Below are 26,099 nucleotides of genomic sequence, written 5' to 3' on the forward strand. Positions count from 1 at the left end.
CGTCAGCACTTCGTCGACCGGAGGTAATAGATACCGCGATTGCCTTTGCTGGCTATGAGTTCCCGCTCACCATTCGCGGTCGCTTCGATCCACACAGGCTCGCGTCCAGCGACACTCTGGTAGATATAGCCGGTGGCGACCGTCTGATTGTCGACCACCTCGCATAAATAGCTTCCGCCCCGAGCGTCACTGGCGATGATCGAACCGGGATCAAAAACATCAGTCCCCGGTTGCCATTCGCTTACGTAGTCCACGGTTGTCGCTCCACCACGGTCGCGCCAACTGACCAGATAGCTCTGGCCGTCGGGAGCGACATCGATGCTTTCGAGCTCCAGCGTTTCGGAAAGGGTGGTGAACAGTGTTTGCGGCTGGCCCGAGGGGAGGTCGATCCTCAGGATATTGAAACCGCTACCGGGCAGGTTCTCGATCGCTGCGATGAACGAACCGTCGACGGCGAAATCGCACGACTGAATGCCCCCACTGAAGAAATGCTCGACGAGGGCCGGGTTGAAAATGCGTATCTTGTTGCTGGTAGTCGACGTCAGGGAATAGGCTGTCCTTCCGCCCCTGGCTGTCGCGATGCACTGAACCTTGTTCGCGCTGACCTCGCCATCGTGGAGAACTTCCCGGCTTGTTACCGAAGTCGAGCCGTCCGCATTCTGCTCGTAGCGGGTCTGGTAGAGGGTGCGGTGCTCTTCGGTGAGTACCCTACCTTCATCGGGGGCATGATCCATTCCGCGCGTCCGCCCGTCGCCCATGACGAAGGCCGTCTTGCCATTTGCGAAGTCTTTATCGAGAATTTCGATGGTAGGCTGTTTGCCTGACAGCGAATGGACATAGGTCGGATCGATGGGAGCGCTCGGCTCGTCATCCTTGCCGCCCCCGCCGCCGCCTTTGCCCTTGCCGTCGGGCGGGCCGGCTTGGGCGCCAACTGCGAAAACCAGTGCGAGAGATAGGGTGATAGTGGCTTTGCCAAGCATGGTCGATCCTCCACAGACCTGGGTGGTTCGCGACCTTGTGGGCAGATATTCTCCATGAATCCGCTGTGTGCCGATTGCACGATTGCGACATCGACGGGGCCTTGGATCACCCTGGCTGCTTTGAGGCAGACTATCCCGCGGGGCCTTTATCACTTGGTTTCAACCGGTTCAGCGCCAGAGCCAGATCGGCCAGCCGGGCAAACTGCCCGATTGTCTCGCGCACAAGGAAAGCGTCCTCGTTGTGGTCGAGCGATCCGCTTTCAAACATGTTGCTGCTCTTGATCGCCATCACCATGCTGCCGCCTGTGAACAGGACAGCGCTGTGTTTACCGCCCAACGAATGTTCCAGCGCCATGACGCGCTCGATATACTCAGGGTGCATCAGCCATCGCGCTTCGGTCTGGTCCGTGGTGTAGATGTCGAAGCGATCCTCGAATTCGGGGCTGACCATCTGAGCGCGGTCGAGGATTTGTCCGTCGATCCTGATGCTGTCCTTTGCGCCGCCGAAGAACTTGCTGAAAGCACCATCGGGGGCGAGCAGGGTGGTCCCGTGAAACGGCTGGTCGAAGCCGATCGACAGGATCACACCGCGAAACACCGTGACCCAGCGACGGTTCTTGCCCGATCCGCGGCGTTCTTCGAGATGTGCCTCGTGCAGCAACAGTGAGTGTCCGGCCGCTTCGCCCGCCCACATGTCCTCGAAACTGGCGCGGTCGTGCGAGGGGAGCATCGAATAGTCGCGCGCTTTGCCGAACGCCTCGCTGCCCTCGCAATCATGACGGTAAGCAAGGCCGAGCGCATCGGCGATCGCCTCGTTGATGCCGGTTTTTACCTGCTTTTTTGCCTTGTGCTTCGGCACCTGGCTCCACGCCCAAGCCCCGCCGGCTGCGATGGCGGTGATCCAGAACTTGGGTTCGAGGGGAAGCGGCGCGAGGATGAAGAGAAATGCTGCAAGCGGGAGCAGGACGAGGCCTGACTTGAACAAGCGGTCATGCGACTGCGCGATCGCATCCTGGCGCACCTGGCGTTGGCCCTGCAGCCATTCGCCAAGTTCGCCTGCCATCAGCCGGTCGGCGTCCGGATATTCGATCACGCGTACTTTCCCCCTTAACCCTTGTTCCCTATCATACCCGCAGACATCGAATAGGGGGTTAAGGAATGGAAGTGGTTGCAATCGTTCTGATCGCGCTCGTCGTGCTGCTCGCGCTGGTCGTCATCGGCATCTACAACCGACTGGTCGGGCTTCGCCAATCGGTGAACCAGGGCGTTGCGGATATCGATGCGCAGTTGCGCCAGCGCCACGACCTCATCCCCAATCTCGTCGAAACGGTGAAGGGCTATGCAGGACACGAGAAAGAGACGCTCGATGCCGTGATTTCCGCGCGCAACCAGGCGGCGAACGGGCCGATCTCTTCGGGGGACGAGCAGGGTTTGCGCGTCGCGCTCGACCGGCTCCTGGCCCTGGGCGAGGCCTATCCGGACCTCAAGGCAAGCGCGAACTTCCAGGAATTGCAGCGTGAGCTGACCCATGTGGAAGACAAGCTGGCAGCGGCTCGCCGGGCGCTCAACGCGGCGGTATCGCGGTACAATACGGGCCGCGAAAGCTTCCCTGCCGTTCTGTTCGCCGGACCGCTGGGCTTCCAGGAAGCGGACTTCCACCGCCTCGACGACAGCGAGAAGGGCGTGGTCGACGCCGTTCCGAAGGTCGGCTTCTGATGGCACGGCCTATCGCAGCTTAGGCCCGCTGCAACCTGCGAAGCCTTGCAATCAGGTGCGCGGTTTTCACTTGCAGTTCATGACACACGAAGTATATGCGCGCCTCCTGCTGCCCCAAGGGGACTTCCTAACCGCAAGGCAGCTTGTCGTTTCATGGCTCGCAAGAGCTGTTTAGGGGGTCCCTTGAGTTGCAGCATTTCCCTGACGCCCGGTCCGTAGTTCGCGCCCTCGCGCCGGACGAGCCCGTAATCCTCAATCGCCCGCACGCCGCTGCGCGCGCTGCCCGTTTCTTCGTCGAGAAATTTCCGGGCAAGTCGCTCTATGCGGTGAAGGCGAATCCGTCGCCCGACCTGTTCCGCATCCTGTGGGACAATGGTGTCACGCATTACGACGTCGCTTCCATTGCCGAAGTGCGGCTGACGCGTTCGGTGCTGCCCGATGCGACGCTGTGCTTCATGCACCCGGTCAAATCGCGCGGTGCCATTCGCGAAGCTTACTTCGAGCATGGCGTGAAGACCTTCAGCCTCGATTCGAGTGAAGAGCTCGCCAAGATCGTCGAAGCGACGAGCGATGCCGACGGCAATCCTGCAACCGACCTGCGGCTCTGCGTCCGCCTGCGCGTTTCCAGCGAACACGCGGCGCTTAGCCTTGCATCGAAATTCGGCTGCGATCTGACCGAAGCGCCCGCGCTGTTGCAGGAAACCCGCCAGTATGCCGACTGGCTGGGCGTGTGCTTCCATGTCGGAAGCCAGGCGATGAGCCCGTTCGCCTATGTGCAGGCGCTGGACCGTACCCGTGCCGCGATCGCCGAGGCTTCCGTGGTCATCGACATGATCGATGTGGGTGGGGGCTTCCCCAGTGTTTATCCGGGCATGGAACCGCCGCCGCTGGAAGATTACTTCACCATCATCCACCAGCACTTCTATGCGCTGCCGATCGCCTACAACGCGGAGTTGTGGTGTGAGCCCGGCCGTGCGCTGTGCGCGGAATACTCCAGCCTAGTTGTGAAGGTCGAAAAGCGCCGAGGCGAGGAACTCTACATCAACGATGGTGCCTATGGCGCTCTCTTCGATGCCGCGCATGTAGACTGGAAATTTCCGGTCCGCGCGCTGGAGGACGACCTCATCAAGCCGGAAATGGACTTCGCGTTCTATGGTCCGACCTGCGACGATGCCGACTATATGCCGGGACCGTTTAGCCTGCCGGAAGACATCCAGGCTGGCGATTATATCGAGATCGGCATGCTTGGCGCTTACGGCGCGGCGATGAAGACCGACTTCAACGGCTTCGGCTCTGCCGAACGGATCATCGTCCAGGACGAGCCGATGGCGAGCCTTTACGACGGCAGCCGCACGCGTCCCGCCGCCGACAACGTCGTCAGCCTCAGGTAACTTTTCGTCTGCTTACCCGTGCTCGGCGTGATGGCGGTCGAGCACGGAAGCGACACGTCCGAGTGCTTCCCCCACGTAATCGGGGAAGCGTTTCTCGCCGAAATCAAAAATTGCATTGTGGGCAGCGGCGATGCGCCTTGCATCGGCCCAGTCGATGCCGAGGTCGATCGCCCACTCGCGGAACTCGTCTGCCGCACCCGCGCGCGGCTCAAGTGCCTTGGCGAGCGTTGGGTGAAAAGACAGGCGCTTGATCATCGGAAGCAGGGACAGCGGGAAGCCCTTGTCCAGATAGACGAAGGTGTCGTCCACGTGGATCGTTCCGCTGGGGCGGTGCAGGGCGAGAACCGATGAAAAGTGCACGCTCTCGTCCTCGCTGACGAGCGGCACGCCGCGAGGGACTGAAAAGGTAAGGTCCGGCCCGAACCTCTCGTTCATCGCATCGTCCTCGCAGCGCATTTCCTGCCATGGAAGCGCGGGGAATTTGTCGACATGGCGCGCAGTGCCGAACAGTTCCGCTTCGGGATAGGACTCGTGCATCCATTCGCAATGAATGGTGTGAAACGGATGCAAGTTGAGGATCGCAGCGACCTTGGCATCACCGACAATGCCATCGATCTGGGCGCGGACCCCATCGTCGAGCGTATAGCTGTCGAGGAAGACGAAATCTCCGTCAGCCAGCCTGACGAGCGAACACTGGGTACCGATGTCGAGCAACCCTATCCTGAATTCGCCCCTGACGGTCCAGAAGCCGTCCCCCAAATCTACCAGTCTATCTGCCAAGTCGTCCTCCTGTTCGCCTTCATAACCTGCGAACAGGCGTTTCTTTCCCTCAGTCGAAGCCGACGAACCTCGCCGCCTCGCTCACTTCGCGGCGGGTTATCTTTACCGGATTGGCGGGGAAGTCGGGGTCCGGCCAGCCCATGGCAACCGCCTTCATGATGACCTGGTCGTCGGGAATGCTGGCGTGTTCTCGCACCACCGGTGACTGCATAATGCCTTGCGAATTGATCACGCAGCCAAGTCCGCGGCTCCAAGCGGCGTTGACGAGCGCGGTGGTGACGGCGCCGCAATCGAAAGGTGTGTCGTCGCTGCCGGACAATTCCTTGTCATACGTAATGATGACACAGACCGGTGCGTCGAACTGGCGAAAGCCGCGCAGCACCCAGTCCTGGCGCTTTTCCTTGTCGTCACGCTCGATACCCATGGCTTCGAATAACTGCACGGCGCAGCCGATCTGCCGCTCGCGATGGACGCCGCCAAAAGGCTCCCCCCGGCGGAATTCGCGGCTGTCAGGCACGCCTGCGAGGATGTTCTCGGTGTTGCCCTTGCGGATGGCGTCGAGCGGCGCACCCGTAATGACGTGGAAATGGTAGGGCTGTGTGTTCATCGAGGAGGGCGAGCGCATGGCCAGGGCCAACACTTCTTCGATCAACTCGCGCGGCACTGGCTTGTCGAGATAGCCCCGAATGCTGCGCCGTCCGAGGACTACCTCGGCGAATGTTTGGTCCGGATTGCCGCTCACATTTCTCTCCCTTCAGGCGGGAAAGGATTAGCGCAGCGAAGCGGCTCGGTAAAATCCGTTACGGCGCGGGACTTTCAGGCATCCACCCACTTTCGCGCGGATTCGCGCCGATGAGGGCAGCCGGGCCAGCAGCACGGGCGTTTCTTGCCATCGAGGATTTCTTCGCGGAGCCGGGCGCGCCGCTTTTCGCGGGTGGCTTCCTGCTCGGCCGAAATGGTCCAGCAAATCCATTCGTTGCGCGCGAGAGGGGGCAGCGCCTGCCATTTTTGCGTGAGGGCATCGCTCGCATCCAGCAAGCTCTGCAGTTCAGGGGGAGTGCGGTGGCGAAAGGCCGGGTCGGCATCTTTCGTCATCGGCTCAGGCTGCCTTGCGCAGTTCCATGTCCATGCGGTCCCAGATTTCGACCAGCGCAGCGACCAGTTCGTCCATCATCGCTTCGCTGTGAGCAGGACCGGGAGTGAAGCGCAAACGCTCCGTCCCGCGCGGGACGGTCGGGAAATTGATGGGCTGCACATAGACGCCATATTCGGCGAGCAGGATGTCGCTGATTTTCTTGGCGCGTACCGGATCGCCGACCATCAGGGGCACGATATGCGTGGTGCTGTCCATGACCGGCAGGCCTGCTTCGCGCATCTTTGCCTTGAGGCTGGCGGCAGCTGCCTGCTGGGCGTCGCGCTCCTCGCTGGAGTCCTTGAGATGACGCACGGCTGCCAGCACACCTGCGACCAGCACCGGGCTGAGCGAGGTGGTGAAGATGAAACCCGGCGCATAGGAACGAATGCAGTCGATCACGCGGGTATCGGCGGCGATATAGCCGCCCATCACGCCGAATGCCTTGCCCAGCGTGCCTTCGATAATGTCGATCCGGTCGGCCGCCTCGTCACGTTCGGTGATCCCGCCGCCGCGCTTGCCGTACATGCCTACCGCGTGGACTTCGTCGACATAGGTGAGGGCGTTGTACTTTTCAGCCAGGTCGCAGATCGCGTGGACCGGGGCGACATCGCCATCCATGGAATAAACGCTTTCGAAAGCGATCAGCTTGGGTGTCGCCTCGTCTTCCGCGGCCAGCAATTCTTCGAGATGTTCGAGATCGTTGTGGCGGAAAACGCGCTTCTCGCAGCCGGAATTGCGGATGCCGGCGATCATGCTGGCATGGTTCAACTCGTCGGAGAAAATCACGCAGCCGGGCAGCAACTTGGCCAGCGTCGAGAGCGTCGCATCGTTCGACACATATCCGCTGGTGAACAGCAGCGCGCCATCCTTGCCGTGCAGGTCGGCCAGTTCCTGTTCCAGCTCTACATGGAGGTGCGTGTTACCGCCGATATTGCGCGTGCCGCCCGATCCCGCGCCAACGTCGTGAAGCGCATTTTCCATCGCTTCGATGACCTTGGGGTGCTGGCCCATGGCGAGATAGTCGTTCGAACACCAGACGGTGATCGGCTTCGGGCCATTGTGGCCGTGGAAGCATCGCGCATTGGGGAACGCACCCTTGTTGCGCATGATGTCGATGAACACGCGATAGCGGCCTTCCGTGTGGAGGCGGTCGATCGCTTCGTCGAAGATCTGGTCGTAGTTCACGCGGGTTTGCCCGTCAGCGCCGCCCGTCAGCGGCAATTTCTGCGGGGTCACATAGTGCAAGGAACGCCGTTTCGCCACCGCGATCTTTGCGAACGATTCGCAAGGATCAGAAGTGCACCAGCCGCGAAATCCCGTGCCTCGCGAAGGCCGGAGCCAGCCGCTCGAAATCCTCCATCTCGCCGGTAGTGACCGCAAAGTCGCCGCCCGAGGCATCGAATTGCTGACCATCGACGAGATAGGCGACGCGCCGCGCAATGCCGGCAGCACCGTGGACGAAGGTTACATCCTTGCCGAAGGCTTCGCGAAGTTCCGGCTCGAGCAAGGGGAAGTGGGTGCACGCCAGCACCACGGTATCGAGATTTTCACCGCCCGCTTGCAAGACGAGACCCGATGCAGCGCGGGTAACGTCGTCCACGCTAACCTCGTCGCCGCGCAGTTTTGCTTCCCCCAAAGCGACGAGATCGTTGGCGCCGTAACGCAGCAGCGTCTTGCCGCTCGCAAATTCCTTTTCCAGGTCGTCGACATAGCGCTGGCGAACCGTGGCTTCAGTTCCCAGCAGGCCGATGGTGCCGGTCTTGGTGATGGCGGCAGCGGGCTTGATGGCGGGCACGGTACCGACGATCGGTGTTTCCAGCACGTCGCGGACCATGCCGAGCGCGATCGTGCTGGCAGTGTTGCAGGCAATGCAGATCAGGCGCGGCTCGTAGCGTTCGGCCATGCGGCCAAGCAGGCCTGCGACCCGCGCGGCGACTTCCGCCTCGCTCTTTGCGCCGTAGGGCAGCCCTGCGATGTCCGCGGCGTAGATCACCGGCGCGTCAGGAAGCACGGCGCGCAATTCGGCCAGGACGGTCAGCCCGCCCACACCGGAATCGAAGAGCAGGATGGGTGCTTTCGCGTCCAAAACCGATGATCCTTTTGCCTGTCGCCTTGTTTAGGGCGGTAGATGGAAATACACGGGCAGGACAAGCCTTTGCGTGAAGAGAGAAGGGGACCGCCAGTGCCGACCGAACTGACCATCACCGCGCTTTATGCCGCGTTGCTGGGGTATGGCTTCGGGTCGATCCCCTTCGGCCTGATCCTCGCCAAGCTGGCCGGAAAGGGCGACATCCGCCAGCAAGGCAGCGGGAATATCGGGGCCACGAACGTGCTGCGTACCGGCAGCAAGGGGCTGGCTGCCGCCACGCTGTTGCTCGATCTTGCGAAAGGGTTCGTGCCGGTCTGGCTGGCGGGAATGTGGTTCTGGCAGGACATGGGCTGGGCCGCGCTGTTCGCCGTCATCGGACATGCCTGCCCGGTCTGGCTGGGTTTCAAGGGCGGCAAGGGCGTCGCCACCAATGCCGGTGTCAGCTTCGCGCTCGCCTGGCCGATCGGTGTCGCCTACGCGATTGTGTGGATCGGCGTCATCGCGATCACGCGCATCAGCTCGGTGGCGGGGATGAGCGCGGTGGTGGCCGCTGCCGTCACGGCCTTCGTTCTCGGCATCCCCACATTCGCGAAAGTGCTGACCCTGATTGCCGTACTGGTGATCTGGCTGCACCGTGAAAACATCAAGCGGCTGGCCGCAGGCACCGAACCGAAGGTCGGCTCCTCCAAGTGAACGAGGCGGTCCGTCCGCAGGCTGCACCGCTGTCGCAGCCCGAAGCCTTCGCGCGCATTCGCCTGCTGCGGTCTCCCAATATCGGACCGGTCAGCTACGCCATGCTGCTGGCGCGTTATGGCAATGCTATGGCGGCGCTGGAGGCTTTGCCCGACTTCGGGAAGAAGGGCGGCCGGCAATATCGCGCTGCGCCGCAGGACCGGATCGAGCGCGAGGTAGAGGGCGTGCGCGCCGCGGGCGCGAAATATCTCTTCCACGACCAGCCGGATTATCCGGCCCTGCTTGCCGAAATCGATGGCGCGCCGCCGATCATCACCTATCGCGGCGACCTTTCGCTGGCGGTGAAGCCCTGCGTCGCCATGGTCGGCGCGCGCAACGCCAGCGCTGCCGCGGTGAAGCTGGCGCGGGACTTCGGGCAGGGGCTGGCAGAGGCAGGCTTTACCGTAGTGTCTGGCCTTGCACGGGGCATCGACGGCGCCGCGCACGAGGGCTCTTTCCCGAGCACCATCGGCGTGATCGCAAGCGGGATCGACATCGCCTATCCGCCGCAGCACACCGATCTGCAAGAGCGGATTGCGAGCGAAGGCCTGCTGATCGCCGAGCAACCACCCGGCACCGAACCGCGTGGTAGCCACTTCCCCAGCCGCAACCGCATCATTGCCGGGCTGGCGAGCGGGACGCTGGTGGTGGAAGCGGCGGTCAAGTCCGGCAGCCTCATCACCGCTCGGCTGGCTGGCGAGGCGGGGCGCGAGGTCATGGCGATCCCCGGTTCCCCTCTCGAAGCGCGCAGCCACGGCTGCAACCATCTCATCCGCGAAGGTGCTGTCCTGGTGCAGGCGCCTGAGGATGTGGTGGAATTGCTCACCGGCTTCGACGGCAGCCCGCGCTCGACCTTCCGGGAGCCGGTAACGCCCTTCGATTTCGAACCGGGTGAGATGGCAGGGGCCGAACCTGCCGACATCGCCTCGCTCCTGACAACCGCGCCGGTCGCCATCGACGAACTCATCCGCCAATCGGGCGAAAGCGCGGCGGCGGTTCAACTGGCTTTACTCGAGCTGGAGATTGCCGGACGGCTGGAGAGGCATGCTGCCGGACGGGTGAGCCTGTCATCATGACGATGCGCGGCTCATGTCTGTGCGGTTCGGTCACAGTCACGCTCCCCAGGCCCGAGAAGGGCGTCAATGTCTGTCACTGCGCGATGTGCCGCAAGTGGTGCAGCGGGCCGTGGATGGCGCTTCAGGTTCCCGATGCAGAGATTTCCGGCGACACGCTGAAGGTTTTCAAATCCTCGGGGTTTGCCGAGCGGGGCTTCTGCGAGGCGTGTGGCTCGAACATCTTTCATCGGCCGCAACTGGGTCCGGAACTGGCCGTATCAGCCGGACTGTTCGGCGAGGAAGGTCTCGACCTGGCCAGCGAAATATTCTCTGACCGCAAGCCCGATTTCTACGACATGACGCCGGCACCCATCAGAAAATCGTCGATCCGGATGGCTTTGGAGTGGCTCCCAAAGCTCGCGTGGCGCGTGATTGCCAGAAAATAACTTAGTCGCTTGACGACCCGCGAACCGAACTGAAAATCGCGCGTACATACACGTACACACGTAAGGGACCGTTTTTACCCCCATGCAACTGGTTATTGTTGAGTCGCCCGCAAAGGCGAAAACCATCGAGAAATACCTCGGCAAGGACTTCAAGGTTCTCGCCTCCTACGGCCATGTCCGCGACCTGCCGCCCAAGGATGGCAGCGTTCGTCCGGACGAGGATTTCGCGATGGACTGGGAGCTCTATCGCGACAAGCAGAAGCGCTTCAAGGAAATCAGCGATGCGGCCAAGCAGGCCGACCGCCTCGTCCTCGCGACCGACCCCGACCGCGAAGGGGAAGCCATCAGCTGGCACGTCCGCGAATTGCTCGCCAAGCGCAAGGCACTGCCGGAGAAGGTTGACCGCGTCACCTTCAACGCAATCACCAAGCAGGCCGTCACCGACGCGATGAAGGCCCCGCGCGAGCTCGACCAGCCGCTGATCGACGCATATCTTGCGCGCCGCGCGCTCGACTATCTTTATGGCTTCACGCTCAGCCCGGTGCTGTGGCGCCGCCTGCCCGGCGCGAAGAGCGCCGGCCGCGTCCAGTCGGTCGCGCTGCGGATCATCGTCGATCGCGAGATCGAGATCGAGCATTTCAAGGCCGACGAATACTGGTCGATCATCGCCAAACTGGAACAGGACGGGACGGAGTTCGACGCGCGCCTGGTCAAGTTCGACGGCAAGAAGCTCGACAAGCTGACGCTCGGCGATGAAGGTAGCGCCAAGGCCGCGCAAAAGGCGGTCCAGGATGCGCGCTTCACGATCGAGGAAATCGAGACCAAGCCGCTCAAGCGCAATCCTGCCCCGCCTTTCACCACCTCGACCCTGCAACAGGAAGCTGCGCGCAAGCTCGGCTTTTCGGCCAGCCACACCATGCGGCTTGCCCAGTCGCTCTACGAAGCGGGTGCGATCACCTACATGCGTACCGACGGCGTGCAGATGGACGGCAGCGCGATCGACGCCTGCCGCAAGGCCATCGCCGACCGCTACGATGCCTATTACATTCCCGACAAGCCGCGGTTCTATTCGAGCAAGGCCAAGAATGCGCAGGAAGCCCACGAGGCAATCCGCCCGACCGATTTCAAGCGCGACCGCGCAGGCTCCGGCGACGAGGGCAAGCTTTACGACCTGATCTTCAAGCGCGCGATGGCCAGCCAGATGGCTGCGGCCCAACTCGAACGCACGACCGTGACGCTGCGCGACGGGACCGGCCAGCACGAATTGCGCGCGACCGGGCAGGTCGTGAAGTTCCCGGGCTTCTTCGCCGTCTACCAGGAAGGTCGGGACGATAGCGCGGACGATGACGAGGACGGCCTGCTGCCGAACATGAGCAAGGGCGATGCCCCTGCGAAGAAGGCGGTCGAAGCGAACCAGCACTTCACCCAGCCGCCGCCGCGCTATTCGGAAGCGAGCCTGGTCAAGAAGCTGGAAGAGCTCGGCATCGGCCGCCCGTCGACCTATGCCAGCACGATCCAGACGCTGCGCGATCGCAACTATGTGCGCATGGAGAAAAACCGTTTCTTTGCGGAGGAATCGGGTCGCCTCCTCACAGCATTTCTCGAACGGTTCTTCGAGCGCTACGTGGCCTTCGAATTCACCGCCGGCATGGAAGACGAGCTGGACGAAGTTTCGGCTGGTGAAGAGGAATGGAAGGCCTTGCTGGCCGAGTTCTGGAAAGACTTCAAACCCAAGACCGAAGAGATCATGGAGAAAAAGCCTTCGGAAGTGACCGAGGTGCTGGACGACTTCCTGTCCGACTATCTTTTCCCCGAGCGCGCCGATGGCAAGGACCCGCGCCATTGCCCGCTGTGCGAGACGGAAGGCCGCGAAGGCGGTCGCCTGGCACTGCGCGGTGGCCGTTTCGGTGCTTTCGTTGCCTGCGCCAATTACCCCGAGTGCAAGTTCACCCGCCAGTTCGCCAAGCCCGGCAGCGAAGGTGACGACGGGGCCAATGATGGCGTCATGGGCGAAGACCCGGAAACGGGCCTTCCGGTAGAGCGCAAGACCGGCCGCTTCGGCCCCTACGTCCAGCTGGGCGAGGGCAAGGACGCCAAGCGCGCCAGCATCCCCAAGGACCTCGACGATTTCGATCTCGAATGGGCACTCAAGCTTTTGAGCCTTCCGCGCATTGTCGGTGCGCATCCGGAAACCGGCAAGGAAATCGAGGCGGCGATCGGGCGCTACGGCCCGTATCTGCGGCATGACGGCAAATACGGAAAGCTGCAGAACACGCGCGAAGTGTTCGAAGTCGGCATGAACCGTGCCGTCGACATCCTCGCCCAAGCTGCCAACCGCAAGGGTGGCGGACGCGGCAAGGCCGAACCGATCAAGACGCTGGGCGAACATCCCACCAGCGGCGGCGAGATGAAGGTCATGCCGGGCCGCTATGGGCCCTATGTCACCGACGGCACCACCAACGCCACAATCCCCAAGGAGATGAAACCCGAGGACGTGACCGAAGCGCAAGCCATCGAACTGATCGATGCGCGCGCCGCCAAGGGACCGGCCAAGAAAAAGCGCAAGGCCCCGGCCAAGAAGAAGGCTGCTCCGAAGAAGAAGGCGGCGGCGAAGAAGAAGGCTGACTGATGGGCAAGGAACGCTTCGAGCGTCACAAACAACCTTGGACGGGCGAGGAGGCGGGCCAACTCCGCACCCTCGCTGCCAAGGGGCAGGGACTGAAGCAGATCGCAAAGGCTCTGGGACGCAGCGAGGAGTCCACCAAGGACTTCGCGAAGAAGAACAAGATCAAGGTCGCCAAAAAGCGCTGACGGCCCTCGATTAGAGCCGGATATATCCGACTACGAGACTGGCCGCCAAGGCGACCATGCTTGCCACTAGCGCCCATGCTGCAGGGCGGGCTTCGCGCTTGCCGTACAGCAGCGTCACGCCCAGCTTCACCGACATATTGGCGAGGATGGTCCCGGCGATTGCAAGCGCGGCCAGCTGGGGAGCGATCGTCCCGGGTTCCAGGCCGCCTGCAGTCACGATTGCGGCGTCCACGTCCATGCTGCCCATGAGCAGCAGCAAGATCGCTATTCCCTGTTCGCCGAACTCCTCCTGCGCCCATCGCGCTGCAACGGCGGCAACAGCAACGAAGGTGACGAATGTCAGGGCAGGGAGCAATGCAATCGGATTGCCCGGCGGGGCGGGGCCGGTCGTGGAGGGAGCATTGCTGTAGAGGCGCCAGGCCACTGCAAAGCCGACCAGCAGGGCAGGTGCGACCACGATCACGAAATGCGGAAGCAGGCTTGTGGCAAGGACCCCGACAAGCACGATCACGCGCAGGTACATGACCGCACTGGCAAGGGCGATACCGGCGTTTTCGGCCCCGCCGCCAGAGCCTGCGCCGATCTTTTGCGAAAACGAGTGAGTCACTGCGGTCGAGCTGTAAAGACCGCCGATCACCGCGGTTGCGATCGTGCCGCGGCGTGCTCCGAACAGGCGGTTCGCCACGTAACCGGCAAAGGAAAAGCCCGTGACGATGATGACCACCAGCCACAGATTGCGCGGCTCCCACGCGTCATAGGGACCGAAGCGGCCTTCCGGCAGGAATGGGAACACCGCAAGGGCGATGACGGCGTAACGCGCGAAGGCCTTGATATCGTCTTCATCGAGTAGGCCTACCCAGCGATGCACGTCGTTTCTCAGCGCGAGGAGCAGGGTGACGAGGGCGCCGCCCGCCACCGCTAATGCGCCTTGGCCGATACCGGCCAGGAACCCGAGGCCAAGCGTGACCATGGCTGCAACTGCAGAGGTCGCATCGGGCCTGCCGTTGTCCAGCACCGAACGAGAATAGCCGATGGCAATGACGGCCGCAGCACCCGCAAGCAGGACGCCCGCGGCGATTTCATATCCGATGGCAGACAGCACTCCCGAAAGCCCTGCGGCGAGCGCAAGCAGGGTGAAGGTACGGATACCGGCAACCCTGTGCCCGTCCTGGGCTTCACGCAGTTTCCAACCGCGCTCCAGCCCGATCATCAACCCCACGGCGATCGCTGCGCCGAGATGCGGGAGGATGTCGAGCCAGTTCATCCGGAGAGCATCCTAACGGGTCCAGTCGAGGCCCATTTCCTCGAACATTTCCTTGTCCTCGCTCCAGCGTTCATCGGTCTTTACGTGCAGGAAGAGGTGGACCTTCTGGCCTAGCAATTCGGAAAGCTCTTCGCGCGCGGCCTGGCCGATCGCTTTGATCCGGCTGCCACCCTTGCCGAGAACGATGGCCCGCTGGTTGTCGCGCATCACCACGATCTGCTGGTGGATTTCCACGCTGCCATCGGGCCGCTGGATGTATTTCTCCGGACGAACGGCGCTGTCGTAGGGGAGCTCCTCGTGCAGCTGCTGATAAAGCTGTTCGCGCGTGATCTCGGTGGCGAGCATCCGCTCGCTGGCGTCGCTGACCTGGTCCTCGGGGTAGTGCCAAGGGCCCTCGGGCATCATATCGGCGAGCGCTGCCTTCATTTCGGGCACGCCGTCTCCGGTGAGGGCGGAGACGAAATAGACCGTCTCGAACTGGACCTTTTCGTTCAGCTCCTGAGCCAGCGCCAGCAGCGGCTCCTTCTTCGCGCGGTCGACCTTGTTCAGGACGAGGATCTTGCGTTCGGGCCGCGATGCGATCTGCTCGATCAGCGGGTCGAGTTCATGGCGGCGCTGCTTGATCGGATCGACCAGCAGCAGGATCGCATCCGCCGCTTCCGCACCTTCCCAGGCGGCGTTGACCATCGCGCGGTCGAGGCGGCGCTTGGGCGCGAAGATACCGGGCGTATCGACGAGGATCATCTGTGTCTCGTCGTGCAAGGCAATGCCCATCATCCGCGCACGCGTCGTCTGCGCCTTGGCGCTGGTGATGGCGACCTTTTGCCCCACAAGGTGGTTCACGAGGGTGGATTTGCCCGCATTGGGGGCGCCGATCACGGCGACGACGCCGCAGCGGGTCTGGCTGGTCTCGCTCAAGCGTATTTCTCCATGAATGCTTTTGCGGCGGCCTTTTCGGCTTCGCCCTTGCTGCCGGCGGTAGCTTCCGCTTCGCCGACCTTGTGTACCTTTACGCGCACAGTGAACTTGGCAGCGTGATCGGGCCCCGACCTGTCGATGACCTCGTATTCCGGCGGCTTGCGGCGACACCCTGCGGCCCATTCCTGCAGGGCGCTCTTGGGATGCTTGCTTTCACCGGCGCCGCTTTCGAGGGCCGGCCGCCACAGGAGGTGGACGAGCTTGCGCGCCTCTTCGAACCCATTGTCGATAAACTGCGCGCCGAGCAGCGATTCCATCACGTCGCCGAGGATATTGTCGCTGTCCCTGCCGCCGTCCGCACGCGCCTGCTTGGAGATGCGGATGTGGTCCGACAGGCCGATCCCGCGCGCGACGGTGGCGCACATTTCGCGGCTGACGATCGCGTTGAGGCGTTGGGCGAGCTTGCCTTCTGGCGCCTCGCTCTGTTCGAACAGCCAATGCGCGATGGACAGGCCAAGGACGCGGTCGCCCAAGAATTCGAGACGCTCGTAATCGCGCTTTTCGCCCATGCTGCCGTGGGTCAGCGCAGCACGCCACATCGCTTCGTCATTGACCGAAAAGCCGGTCGCTTCGAGCCATGCGCGTGCATCGGGGTCGAGACCGCTCAAATGCCTTCTCCAATCCGGTCCCAGCGTGCTGCCGTGAACCATGTCCAGGGCAGCAGCCATTCCGCGCTGCCATCGGTCGACCACAAGACCATTCCGGCGCGCCCGACGAGCAGTTCCTCGTCGATGATTCCGACGCCCTGGCCGCCAACGGCAGGATAACGGCTATCGAGCGAGTTGTCGCGATTGTCGCCCATGACGAAGATCTTGCCTGCGGGCACGACGAAGGGCGCAGTGTTGTCGGGATCGATCATGACCGGGCGGCCATTGCCATCGACCATCAGCTGGCCGTTGGCATCGCTGAGCGGACGCGCGCCGACATTGCCGAAATCGATGGTCATGTAGCTCTTGCCGGAGGGCAGCGTTTCGCGGAACTGGCGATAGCGGCACAGATTGTCGACGACCACGCCGCCATCTGCGCGACAGGCGGTGTTCGAGCTCATCGGGATTTCGGCATAACCTGCCTCTTCGCGCTGGACCGGTTGTCCGTTGAGCACCAGCTGGCCATCCCGAACCGCGATCGTGTCGCCGGGCAGGCCTATCGCGCGCTTTACGTAGTCGGTCCGGTCGACGGGATGTTTGAAGATCACGACGTCGCCCCGCTCGGGCATACTGCCGAAAATGCGTTCTTTCGGCCCGGGCAGGCCAAGCGGCAGCGAATTCTCGTTATAGCCGTACGGCCATTTTGCAGCGACGAGGTAATCGCCGATCCTCAGACCCGGAAGCATGCTTTCGGAGGGAATCGTGAAGAAGCTGGCGATCAGGGTGCGGAACAGCAGGACTGCAAGGACCAGCTTGAGACAGAACTTGAGGAAGCTGCCCCAGCTTTCCTCGTCCTTTTTCGTGTCGGTCACATTCGTATCCGCGCCGGTTTCGCTCTTTGCGGGGTTCTCAATCATCGCGGCATTCCCTAGTCGCACTAACACCGTCACGAAAGGACTTTTGCCAAGCCATGCCAAAGACTGCCGCCGACCTATGGGGCGAATTGAGCGACCTGCCCCAGCCGACCCTGCTCGAACTCTTCAGCGCGGTGCGCGACGGGGGCGAGGGGGCAGACGAGCCGGGCGGTGCAGAGCGTGTCGCCATGCTGTCCGGGCGGCTGGAACTGGCTGCGGATCGACCGGAAGACCCGATGGCACCGGGCGGTATCCTGTTCGACTGGTCCAAGACCCATCTCGACCGGGCCGTGCTCGACCGGTTCGAGGCTCTTGCGGATACGATGAATTTCACCGGCCAGCGCGAAAAACTGTTCGCCGGCGAGGTGGTCAATCCGACCGAAGGCCGCGCGGCAGACCATTCCACCCTGCGCGGTGTCGGCGACCCGGCGAAGGTCGAAGAAGCGGCTGCCCTCATCGACCGGATGGGCATGCTGGTCGAGGCCATCCACCAGGGTGCTTTCGGCGAAATCGCCCACCTCATCCATATCGGTATCGGGGGAAGTGCGCTTGGTCCGGCGCTGGGCGTCGATGCCCTCAGCCGCGACCTGTCGCTGTGCGATGTGCATGTCGTCTCGAACATCGACGGCGTCGCGCTGGAAGCGGCTTTCGCGAAATGCGATCCCGCCAAGACGCTGATCGCTGTCGCCAGCAAGACCTTCACTACGATCGAGACGATGACCAATGCGCAGAGCGCGCTGAAATGGCTGTCGGACAATGGCGTTTCCGATCCGTCGGGCAGGGTGATCGCGCTAACCGCGAACCCCGAAGGCGCCGTGGAATGGGGCGTCGACGAGACGCGCATCCTGCCGTTCCAGGAAAGCGTCGGCGGGCGCTATTCGATTTGGTCGTCGATCGGGTTCCCGATCGCGCTGGCGGTCGGCATGGACGATTTTCGCGAGATGCTGGCAGGCGCTGCGGCAGTCGATGCGCATTTCCGCGATACGGACGGACGCGAAAACCTCGTGCTGCGCGCCGCCTTTGCCGATCTCTATTACACGCGCGTCCGCGGATGCCAGACGAGGGGGGTCTTCGCCTATGACGAGCGGCTCGGCCTGTTTCCCGACTATCTCCAGCAACTGGAAATGGAGAGCAACGGCAAGCGCGTTACCGCAGACATGCAGCCCGTAGACGGCCCGACCGCGCCGATCACATGGGGCGGGGTAGGCACCGATGCGCAGCACGCGGTCTTCCAATTGCTGCACCAGGGCACGCACCTCATACCGGTGGATTTCATCGCCAGCGCGGCGCCCGGCGACGATCTCGATCCGGCGCACCACCGTATCCTTCTGATGAATTGCTTCGCACAAGGGGCGGCCCTGATGGCAGGCAAGAAGGGCGAAGATCCGGCGCGCAATTATCCGGGGGACCGGCCGAGCGCGACGATCCTGTGCGACGATCTGGATGCCGCAACGCTCGGCGCCCTGATCGCATTTCACGAGCATCGCACCTTTGCCAGCGCAGTGCTGATGGGCATCAATCCCTTCGACCAGTTCGGCGTCGAACTCGGCAAGCAAATGGCCAAGGCGATCGAGCAAGGCGGCGAAGAGTTCGACGCCAGCACCGAAGCCCTGCTCGAAGCGGCCGGTCTCGCCGAGTGACGACCTCTATCCTGCTTCTGCTGCTCGGTTTCGTCCTGTTGGTGGGCGGAGGCGAGTTACTCGTCCGCGGTGCGTCGCGCTTGGCGGAAGAGATGGGCCTGTCGCCCATGCTGGTCGGCCTTGTGATCGTCGGTCTGGGAACATCCACGCCGGAACTCGCTGCAAGCGTTCAGGCAGCGCTTGCCGGATCGCCGGGTATCGCGCTCGGCAATATCGTCGGGTCCAACCTCGCCAACACACTGCTCATTCTCGGAGCGGCGGCGCTCATTTCGCCGATCGCCGTGCGCGGCAGCGTGCTGTGGCGCGACGGCATGGTCGGTCTGGCCGGGGTGGTCGTGCTATTGCTCGCGGGCAACTCCATCGGATTGGACCGGGTTGCGGGCGCTGGAATGCTGCTGGCGCTCACCGCCTATATCGCATTCGCCTATCACCAGGAGAGGACGGGACACCAGCTACAGGCGGCAAGCCAGAGGACCGCCGCTGCGGAACATGCCGATCCGGGACTGCACGATCATCCGCGGCCCGACCGCAAAGGGCTGTTAAAATCGGTCGTCTTCTTCCTCGTCGGAATCGTCCTGATCGTCGCCGGCGGCACGGTCCTCGTCGATGGAGCCATCGAAATCGCAAGCGCGCTGGGAGTTTCCGATACGGTCATTGGACTGACTGTGGTCGCCGCCGGGACATCCGCGCCGGAACTCGCCACCACGATCATCGCTGCCTTGCGCAAGGAAAGCGACATTGCGCTCGGCAATGTGCTTGGCTCGAACATCTACAACATCTTCTTCATCGGCGGAGTTACCGGGCTGGTGGCGCCGGGCCCGATCCCGAACAGCATTCTGACGAGCGATCTCTACATTCTCCTGCTGGCGGCAATCGCAGCGATTGTCTTTTCGTGGACGGGGGGGCGGCTTGGCAGGCGCGAGGGGGGGCTCTTGCTGGCAGCTTACATCGGTTTCCTCGCCTACACCGTCAGCACGGTATAGCCCGAGTTTCATTGACTTTGTGCGGCGCAGCATCCACATGAGGCCCATCGAAGCGCGCTAGCCAGCGTGAAGCGGCGATTTGAGAGACATTCATCGCCCCGGCCGCGCCTCGGTCCATTTTCCAATGACTTCCCTTTTCACGCGGGTCGTTTGACACCCGCGCCGCGCGACAAATCCGTCTGCGCGCCGCATATTATGCGAGCATTCATGACAAAATTCACCGATCTCGGCCTGTCGCAGCCCGTTCTCCAGGCACTGGACCTCAAAGGCTATTCCGAACCGACGCCGATCCAGGCACAGGCCATCCCGCCCGTTCTCGAAGGGCGCGACCTGATGGGTATCGCCCAGACGGGCACCGGCAAGACCGCGGCCTTCATGCTGCCCAGCATTGATCGCCTGCGCGAAGCCGACAAACAGACGCCGTTCAAGTCCTGCCGCATGCTGGTGCTTGCGCCGACACGCGAGCTGGCCGGCCAGATTGCCGACAGCGCGAAAGATTACGGAGCGCTCGCGGGCCTCAAGGTCCACTCCATCGTCGGCGGCACCTCGGTCAACAAGGACCGTAACAAGCTGCACCGCGGCACCGATATCCTCGTGGCGACACCGGGCCGCCTGCTCGACCTGATCGACCAGAAGGCATTCAAGCTCGATGGCGTGGAAATCCTCGTCCTCGACGAAGCTGACCAGATGCTGGACCTCGGCTTCATCCATGCGCTTCGCCGGATCAGCCAGCTGGTACCGGAAGATCGCCAGACGCTGTTCTTCTCCGCCACCATGCCCAAGCAGATCCAGGAACTGGTCGGCAAGTACTGCCGCAACCCAGTCAAGGTCAGCGTAACGCCCGAAAGCACGACGGCAGAGCGCATCGACCAGTATCTCTTCATGGTCCAGCAGGACGAAAAGCAGACGCTGCTGGAAATGGTCCTGTCGGAACGCCACAAGGTGCCTGGCAAGTTCGAACGCGTGCTGATCTTCGCCCGCACCAAGCATGGCTGCGACCGTATCGTGAAGAAGCTTGGTCAGGCAGGCATTCCCGCAAACGCCATCCACGGTAACAAGAGCCAGCCGCAGCGCGAACGCGCGCTCGATGAATTCAAACGCGCCAAGACGCCGATCCTCATCGCTACCGACGTCGCTGCACGCGGGATCGACATTCCGGGCGTGAGCCATGTGATCAATTACGAGCTGCCCAACGTGCCGGAGCAATTCGTCCACCGCATCGGCCGTACCGCGCGTGCAGGCCGCGACGGCGTGGCGATCGCTTTCTGCGCCGAGGACGAACGCGATTACCTCAAGGACATTCGCAAGAAGACCGACGCCGAGTTCGAGCGGCTGCCGCTGCCCGACAACTTCCGCGCTGTCGTCGAAGGTGTCGGCCCGACCAAACGTGCGGCCCCCGGGCAGCGCATGGCAAAGCCCAAGGTGCGTCCGACCGGCAACGCCGCTGCCAAGAAGCCGAAGCCCAAGAACAAGCATCCCAACCGTGCCGGGGCGCCCAAGCGCGATGGTGTGCCAGGCGGGGGCAAGCCGCGTGGTGGCCGCCCCGGCGGAAATCGCAATCGCAACCGTAACCGCAACCGGTCGCGGGGCGTAAGTTAACTCGGAACTTGCCATCGCGCTCACTGTTGGCGAGAGACACGCGCAAAGCTGACAGGAGCGCCGGATGGCCGATACCGAATACGATTACGACCTCTTCACCATCGGCGCGGGCTCTGGCGGGGTGCGTGCCAGCCGCGTGTCGGCTGCACATGGCGCCAAGGTCGCGATCGCCGAGGAACACCGTGTCGGCGGTACCTGCGTCATTCGCGGCTGCGTCCCGAAGAAGATGCTCGTTTACGGCGCGCATTTTGCCGAAGACCTCGAGGACTGCCAGAAGTTCGGTTGGGAGATCGAAGGCAAGAAGTTCGACTGGAAGACGCTGCGCGACAATGTGCTGGCCGATGTCGACAGGCTCGAGGGCGCCTACACGGAAACGCTCGAAAACCACGATGTCACGATCTTTCACGAACGTGCGGAAATCACCGGTCCGCACGAGATTACCCTCGCAAGCGGGAAGAAAGTCACTGCGAAGTATATCCTGATTGCGACCGGGGCCCGTCCGCGCATGCCCGAATGCCAGGGCGCGGAGCATGCCATCAGTTCGAACGAGGCGTTCCATCTCGACGAATTGCCGAAGAAGGTGATCATCGCAGGCGGCGGTTACATCGCCAATGAATTCGCGGGTATCTTCAACGAATTCGGCAGCAAGGTCGATATCGTCAATCGCGGCGACAGGCTGCTGCGCAGCTATGACGAAGCGGTGCGCGACCGCTTGCTCCAGATTTCGACGATGAAGGGGATCAGCTTCCGCTTCAACACGACATTCGAATACATCAAGCCGTGCGAAGACGGCGGCTATTTCGTCAAACTGTCCGACTGCGAGGAAGAGCACGCGGATCTCGTCATGTTTGCGGTCGGCCGGCTTCCGAATACCGAAGGTCTGGGTCTCGACGCGGCAGGCGTTGAGCTTGGCGACGGCGGCGAGATCAAGGTCGACCGGTTCAGCAAGACCAATGTCGATCACATCTATGCCGTGGGCGACGTTACCGATCGCGTCCAGTTGACGCCGGTCGCCATTCGCGAAGGCCAGGCATTTGCCGATACCGTATTCGGAGGCGGAGATCCCGTTGCGGTCGACCATAGCTGCATCCCCAGCGCCGTATTCAGCCATCCGCCGATTGCGGCAGTCGGCATGACCGAGGGTGAAGCGAAGAACCAGCTGGGCTCGGTCAAGGTCTATCTCTCCGATTTCCGCCCGATGAAGAACGTACTCGCCGGTCGCAACGAGCGCAGCCTCATGAAGATGATCTGCGATGGCGACAGCGGGAAGATCGTCGGCATTCACATGATCGCTCCCGAAGCGCCCGAAATGATGCAGGCGGCTGCGATCGCGGTGAAGGCTGGCCTGACGAAGGCGGATTTCGACGCGACGACGGCAATCCATCCGACCATGGCGGAAGAACTTGTCCTGATGCGCTGATCCTGCGTTCAGCCGGGCGTCAGCCAAGCCCCAGCAGGATCGGGCAATGCGATATCTGCTCCCCCTTGCCGTAATCTTGGGCGCCTGCGCACCTGCGCAGGATGACAGCTCTACCGCAACCGCCGATCGCGAATACGCAACGCAGGTGGAGGCTCCGACGCCCGATTACGCGTTGCTTGTGAAGCAAACGCGGTTGGAAGGCGAAGGTTATGTCCGCCGCGACGCGACCGGGCCGATGCCGACAGACGCGAAGGCTGTCGGGCAAAGCTGGTTCGAACGCCTCGAAGCCGGAAACCTGCTCCTTGGCGCTGGGTTCGACGGAAAAGGACCTGGCGGGGCTGTCACGCATCTCGATGTGGGCATGACCGAGAGCGAGTTCCGGTCGTGGACCACGCAGAACGGGTGGGATGTTCCCGCCCATATTTCCTGGTCGTTCGTCCCTGCGATGAACCTGCCTGCGGTGTCCGAAGCGGCAAGCGAGGGCATCCGCGTATGGCCGGCATCCTCGGCGCGTACGGGCGCGCAAAACGAAGCGCTGCTGGCTGGCCGGGTAGAATTGCGCGACGGCTGTTTCTGGGCAACCGAGGGTGAAGGGGAGGCCGACAAGCTGGCTTTCTTCCATGCCGAGATCGGCCTCGATCGCGATAGCGAAGGGTATTTCATCCTCGTCGACCGCGTCGGGGGGCAGACAAGAGCGCGGCTCGGCGAAGCGATGAGTTGGGGCGGCCCTCCTTCTGCTTATATCTCGTCCGAAGCCGAACGTGACTTGTGCGCTGCATGCGGCGATGCCCCGATCCTCGTTGTCGGTTCACCCGAGAGCAGCGAACGCTTTCTGACCAATTGCCCCCATCTGAGGAACCCCGTGGCCCCACCACCGCCGCCCGGTGCAGACTAGGGCGCCGCCAGCTAGGGAAACCCCGCACGATCCCTCGAACCGTCCCGATCCGGCATGGTTCGGTGCCCCGTGTTGCCAGCAGGTGCTGGGGTGGTCACAAGGTAAACAAACGAATCGCCTGTGGGGGTTTTCGATGAACGTATTGGCTTCGCGCGGACAATTGCGCGCAAGTTTCATTCGCTGGGCGCTGTTCACAGTGCCGCTATGCGTATTGCTCGGTTTCCTTTCCGGCCAGCTTGGCGGGCCCGACAGCTACTGGTTCCAGGCGCTCGAAAAGCCCGGCATCTATCCGCCGCCTGCAGCCTTCGGCATCGTCTGGACCATCCTTTACGTGATGATCGGCCTTGCGGTCGCGCTCGTCTGCGCTGCCTGGGGGGCGCGCGGACGCGGCATCGCGTTGACGGCCTTCGTCGTGCATTTCCTGCTCAATCTGGCCTGGACGCCGGTGTTCTTCGGCATGAAGGAACTGACCTTTGCCCTCGCGGTATTGATCGCGATCGATGTCACGCTGCTGGTGGTGATCGCCCTGTTCTGGAAGGTCCGCCAACTGGCGGCGATCCTGCTGCTGCCCTATCTCGCATGGGTGCTGTTCGCGACCGTTCTCAACTGGCAGTTCCTCCAGCTCAATCCCGACGCTGATGGCGGGACGGTTTCGGGCGGTTCGGAGCGGGTGCGCATCGGCAATTGAAGCGCGCGCCTTTCGCGCCTAGATAGCTGTCATGCAGAGCCAGAACCCCATGATCGCCGACTTCGTCAAACTCGCCAATTCGGCGGCAGGCACGCTTGCGGGCATGACCCGCGAAGCGCGCGAAAGCGCCCGTGAACGCGCCAAGGAAGCATTCGGCGGAATGGATTTCGTCACGCGCGAAGAATTCGATACGGTCAAGGCGATGGCCGCCCGCGCCCGCGAAGAATGCGACAGACTGGCAGAGCGCATCGCCGCGCTCGAAGCCAAGCACAAGTGACGCTTGCCCCTGCCTTGGGGTAGGGGGCCACAATGCACCTTTCCGCGCCAGCGATAGTAATTGCCGCCCGTCCGCACGGCGAGACGGCGGTTATTGCGCGTCTGCTGACCGAAGAAAGCGGCGTGGTGGCAGCCTATGTTGCAGGTGGCCGGGGCCGACAGCTGCGCCCCGTAGTTATTCCGGGAAACCTCGTCGAAGCGGAAATTCGCGCGAAGTCCGATAGCCAGTTGCCGTTCGCCCGGCTGGAGCTGTCGCAAAGCCGCGGGCCCTGGCTCACCGAGCCGCTTCCGGCATCGGCCATCGCCTGGACCTGCGCCCTGACGGCGTCGGCCCTGCCGGAGCGCAATGCCTATCCGAGCCTCTACCATGCGCTCGTCGCCCTGCTTGACGCGATCTGCAATGCGCCCTCCGCGCGCGGCTGGGCACCTGCCTTGGCGAGCTACGAAGTGCTCCTCCTGCGCGAACTCGGCTATGGCGGCCAGCGGCCCGAGATAGCGGGGCTTGGCGAGGCCTTGGAAATTCTCGACCGTTCGGAGGGCCTCATAGCGCGCTATCTCCTTGCCGACACACGCGCCGACGTTCTAGCCGCTAGGACTGTATTGAGGCAGCGTCTGGGACGGATCGAGACATGAAGATTGCGGTATTGCCGGGTGACGGCATCGGGCCGGAAGTCACGCGTGAAGCGCTCAAGGTGCTCGATGCGCTGGCACTGCCGCAGCTCACCCTGTTCGAAGGAGACGTGGGCGGCATTGCCTACAAGCGGCATGGTCATCCGCTTCCCGCCGAAACGCTGGAAATGGCGCGCGCAGCGGACGCAGTCTTGTTCGGAGCCGTTGGCGATCCGGAATGCGACACGCTCCCGCGCGAACATCGGCCCGAACAGGCGATACTCGGACTGCGAAGCGAGCTGGGGCTATTTGCCAATTTGCGTCCTGCTGCCGGATTTCCGGGTCTCGAGGACCTGTCCCCGCTCAAGCCCGAACTGGCGCGCGGCATCGACCTTCTCGTCGTGCGCGAGCTGAACGGCGACGTCTATTTCGGCAACAAGGGGGAGCGTGACAGCGCAGGCGGCAGGGAAGGCTGGGACGACATGTCCTATAACGAGGCCGAAGTCCGCCGCATCGCCCACAGCGCCTTTCGCGCCGCGCAGAAACGCCGCAAGAAACTGACCAGCGTCGACAAGGCTAACGTGCTCGAAACCAGCCGCATCTGGCGTGAAACGGTCATCGAACTGGCTGGCGAGTATCCGGATGTCGAGCTCGATCACATGTATGTCGACAATGCCGCGATGCAGCTGGTGCGCAGCCCGGGCCAGTTCGACGTGATCGTCACGGGTAACCTTTTCGGCGATATCCTATCCGACCAGGCCAGCGCTTGCGTCGGGTCGATCGGCCTGCTCGCCAGCGCCAGCCTGGGTGAACGCACGACCGAATTCGGCACATTCGGCCTCTACGAGCCGATCCATGGCAGTGCTCCGGATATTGCGGGTCAGGGCAAGGCCAATCCAGTCGCCGCGATCCTGAGCCTCGCCATGCTACTGCGCCATTCGCTTGGCCGCGATGCGGATGCGAACCGGATCGAGCGGGCAGTCGCGGCGAGCCTTTCCAGCGAAATTCGCGGTGCCGACCTCGGCGGTAGCGCGAGCACGCAGGAGATCGGCGATGCCATACTGAGACAATTACAAGCAGTCGCTTGAGTAATAGAGCGCTCTCGCCAACA

Annotated in this window: 27 protein-coding genes; 16 read left to right on the forward strand and 11 right to left on the reverse strand. The window is 62.8% G+C overall.

Going from position 1 to position 26,099, the window contains the following annotated elements; translation table 11 throughout:
- Positions 1 to 2: 2 nt before the first annotated feature.
- On the reverse strand, positions 3 to 980 hold the full coding sequence (locus tag LCM24_RS10820) for a hypothetical protein (RefSeq protein ID WP_224804236.1): 978 nt from the start codon (positions 978 to 980) through the stop codon (positions 3 to 5).
- Between the two features lie 130 nt (positions 981 to 1,110).
- Positions 1,111 to 2,073, reverse strand: coding sequence for a DUF3137 domain-containing protein (locus LCM24_RS13105; RefSeq protein ID WP_224804238.1), 963 nt, complete (start codon positions 2,071 to 2,073; stop codon positions 1,111 to 1,113).
- 65 nt (positions 2,074 to 2,138) lie between these two features.
- Between LCM24_RS13105 and LCM24_RS10830 the strand changes: the two genes are divergently transcribed.
- Together LCM24_RS10830 and LCM24_RS10835 are read left to right on the forward strand one after the other, a co-directional pair.
- Positions 2,139 to 2,696 carry a LemA family protein gene (locus tag LCM24_RS10830; protein ID WP_090482627.1) on the forward strand — a complete coding sequence of 186 codons (558 nt, stop codon included), beginning with the start codon at positions 2,139 to 2,141 and terminating at the stop codon, positions 2,694 to 2,696.
- Positions 2,697 to 2,884: 188 nt separating this feature from the next.
- Entirely contained in the window at positions 2,885 to 4,087 is a 1,203-nt protein-coding gene (locus tag LCM24_RS10835) for a type III PLP-dependent enzyme (RefSeq protein WP_224804241.1), read from the forward strand.
- A 12-nt stretch (positions 4,088 to 4,099) separates the two neighbouring features.
- Here the strand turns inward: LCM24_RS10835 and LCM24_RS10840 are convergent, their stop codons facing one another.
- The 5 genes from LCM24_RS10840 to murI form a co-directional block, all read right to left on the reverse strand.
- Positions 4,100 to 4,867, reverse strand: coding sequence for a hypothetical protein (locus tag LCM24_RS10840; protein ID WP_224804243.1), 768 nt, complete (start codon positions 4,865 to 4,867; stop codon positions 4,100 to 4,102).
- 49 nt (positions 4,868 to 4,916) lie between these two features.
- On the reverse strand, positions 4,917 to 5,609 hold the full coding sequence (locus LCM24_RS10845) for a nitroreductase (protein ID WP_224804245.1): 693 nt from the start codon (positions 5,607 to 5,609) through the stop codon (positions 4,917 to 4,919).
- A 74-nt stretch (positions 5,610 to 5,683) separates the two neighbouring features.
- Positions 5,684 to 5,962 (reverse strand): YdeI/OmpD-associated family protein, encoded by a 279-nt coding sequence (locus tag LCM24_RS10850; RefSeq protein WP_224804247.1) that lies wholly within the window; start codon positions 5,960 to 5,962, stop codon positions 5,684 to 5,686.
- Positions 5,963 to 5,966: 4 nt separating this feature from the next.
- On the reverse strand, positions 5,967 to 7,187 hold the full coding sequence (gene hemA / locus LCM24_RS10855) for a 5-aminolevulinate synthase (RefSeq protein WP_224804949.1): 1,221 nt from the start codon (positions 7,185 to 7,187) through the stop codon (positions 5,967 to 5,969).
- Positions 7,188 to 7,293: 106 nt separating this feature from the next.
- Entirely contained in the window at positions 7,294 to 8,088 is a 795-nt protein-coding gene (murI, locus tag LCM24_RS10860; RefSeq protein ID WP_224804249.1) for a glutamate racemase, read from the reverse strand.
- Between the two features lie 96 nt (positions 8,089 to 8,184).
- On the opposite strand from murI, the gene plsY reads away from it, so the two are divergent.
- The 5 genes from plsY (at position 8,185) to LCM24_RS10885 (ending at position 13,135) form a co-directional block, all read left to right on the forward strand.
- A complete protein-coding gene (gene plsY / locus LCM24_RS10865; protein WP_224804251.1) occupies positions 8,185 to 8,784 on the forward strand; it encodes a glycerol-3-phosphate 1-O-acyltransferase PlsY in 600 nt (199 codons plus the stop codon).
- Entirely contained in the window at positions 8,781 to 9,899 is a 1,119-nt protein-coding gene (gene dprA, locus LCM24_RS10870; RefSeq protein WP_224804254.1) for a DNA-processing protein DprA, read from the forward strand. Before plsY ends, dprA begins: the two co-directional genes overlap by 4 nt.
- Positions 9,896 to 10,324 carry a GFA family protein gene (locus tag LCM24_RS10875; RefSeq protein ID WP_224804256.1) on the forward strand — a complete coding sequence of 143 codons (429 nt, stop codon included), beginning with the start codon at positions 9,896 to 9,898 and terminating at the stop codon, positions 10,322 to 10,324. Before dprA ends, LCM24_RS10875 begins: the two co-directional genes overlap by 4 nt.
- An 82-nt stretch (positions 10,325 to 10,406) precedes the next feature.
- Entirely contained in the window at positions 10,407 to 12,953 is a 2,547-nt protein-coding gene (gene topA, locus LCM24_RS10880; protein ID WP_224804258.1) for a type I DNA topoisomerase, read from the forward strand.
- Complete coding sequence (locus LCM24_RS10885) at positions 12,953 to 13,135, forward strand: hypothetical protein (RefSeq protein WP_160594611.1); 183 nt, start codon at positions 12,953 to 12,955, stop codon at positions 13,133 to 13,135. Before topA ends, LCM24_RS10885 begins: the two co-directional genes overlap by 1 nt.
- A 10-nt stretch (positions 13,136 to 13,145) precedes the next feature.
- Here LCM24_RS10885 and LCM24_RS10890 read toward each other — a convergent pair whose 3' ends face one another.
- Genes LCM24_RS10890 through lepB form a run of 4 tightly spaced genes read right to left on the reverse strand, consistent with a single transcriptional unit; the run spans position 13,146 to position 16,881 of the window.
- The gene (locus LCM24_RS10890) at positions 13,146 to 14,399 is read right to left on the reverse strand and encodes an MgtC/SapB family protein (RefSeq protein WP_224804260.1); all 1,254 of its coding nucleotides are present in this window, start codon (positions 14,397 to 14,399) and stop codon (positions 13,146 to 13,148) included.
- A 12-nt stretch (positions 14,400 to 14,411) separates the two neighbouring features.
- Positions 14,412 to 15,317, reverse strand: coding sequence for a GTPase Era (gene era / locus LCM24_RS10895; RefSeq protein ID WP_224804262.1), 906 nt, complete (start codon positions 15,315 to 15,317; stop codon positions 14,412 to 14,414).
- Positions 15,314 to 15,985: a ribonuclease III gene (gene rnc, locus LCM24_RS10900; RefSeq protein WP_224804264.1), complete on the reverse strand. Its 672-nt coding sequence runs from the start codon at positions 15,983 to 15,985 to the stop codon at positions 15,314 to 15,316. The genes era and rnc overlap by 4 nt, the downstream gene beginning before the upstream one ends.
- A complete protein-coding gene (gene lepB, locus LCM24_RS10905; protein ID WP_224804266.1) occupies positions 15,982 to 16,881 on the reverse strand; it encodes a signal peptidase I in 900 nt (299 codons plus the stop codon). Before lepB ends, rnc begins: the two co-directional genes overlap by 4 nt.
- 53 nt (positions 16,882 to 16,934) lie before the next feature.
- Between lepB and pgi the strand changes: the two genes are divergently transcribed.
- From pgi to leuB, 9 genes are all read left to right on the forward strand, one after another.
- On the forward strand, positions 16,935 to 18,518 hold the full coding sequence (gene pgi, locus LCM24_RS10910) for a glucose-6-phosphate isomerase (RefSeq protein ID WP_224804268.1): 1,584 nt from the start codon (positions 16,935 to 16,937) through the stop codon (positions 18,516 to 18,518).
- The gene (locus LCM24_RS10915; RefSeq protein WP_224804270.1) at positions 18,515 to 19,501 is read left to right on the forward strand and encodes a calcium/sodium antiporter; all 987 of its coding nucleotides are present in this window, start codon (positions 18,515 to 18,517) and stop codon (positions 19,499 to 19,501) included. Before pgi ends, LCM24_RS10915 begins: the two co-directional genes overlap by 4 nt.
- 207 nt (positions 19,502 to 19,708) lie before the next feature.
- Complete coding sequence (locus LCM24_RS10920; RefSeq protein WP_224804272.1) at positions 19,709 to 21,100, forward strand: DEAD/DEAH box helicase; 1,392 nt, start codon at positions 19,709 to 19,711, stop codon at positions 21,098 to 21,100.
- Between the two features lie 64 nt (positions 21,101 to 21,164).
- Positions 21,165 to 22,520 (forward strand): glutathione-disulfide reductase, encoded by a 1,356-nt coding sequence (gene gorA / locus LCM24_RS10925; RefSeq protein ID WP_224804274.1) that lies wholly within the window; start codon positions 21,165 to 21,167, stop codon positions 22,518 to 22,520.
- A gap of 46 nt (positions 22,521 to 22,566) precedes the next feature.
- Positions 22,567 to 23,415, forward strand: coding sequence for a hypothetical protein (locus LCM24_RS10930; RefSeq protein WP_224804276.1), 849 nt, complete (start codon positions 22,567 to 22,569; stop codon positions 23,413 to 23,415).
- 133 nt (positions 23,416 to 23,548) lie between these two features.
- Positions 23,549 to 24,103, forward strand: a complete 555-nt coding sequence (locus LCM24_RS10935; RefSeq protein ID WP_224804278.1) for a TspO/MBR family protein — start codon at positions 23,549 to 23,551, stop codon at positions 24,101 to 24,103.
- Between the two features lie 31 nt (positions 24,104 to 24,134).
- Positions 24,135 to 24,380, forward strand: coding sequence for an accessory factor UbiK family protein (locus LCM24_RS10940; protein ID WP_224804280.1), 246 nt, complete (start codon positions 24,135 to 24,137; stop codon positions 24,378 to 24,380).
- Positions 24,381 to 24,412: 32 nt separating this feature from the next.
- Complete coding sequence (gene recO / locus LCM24_RS10945) at positions 24,413 to 25,012, forward strand: DNA repair protein RecO (RefSeq protein WP_221562015.1); 600 nt, start codon at positions 24,413 to 24,415, stop codon at positions 25,010 to 25,012.
- A complete protein-coding gene (leuB, locus tag LCM24_RS10950) occupies positions 25,009 to 26,076 on the forward strand; it encodes a 3-isopropylmalate dehydrogenase (RefSeq protein ID WP_224804282.1) in 1,068 nt (355 codons plus the stop codon). The genes recO and leuB overlap by 4 nt, the downstream gene beginning before the upstream one ends.
- The last annotated feature ends 23 nt before the right edge of the window (positions 26,077 to 26,099 follow it).

The organism is Qipengyuania aquimaris (genome assembly GCF_020171965.1).
Taxonomy (GTDB): domain Bacteria; phylum Pseudomonadota; class Alphaproteobacteria; order Sphingomonadales; family Sphingomonadaceae; genus Qipengyuania; species Qipengyuania aquimaris_A.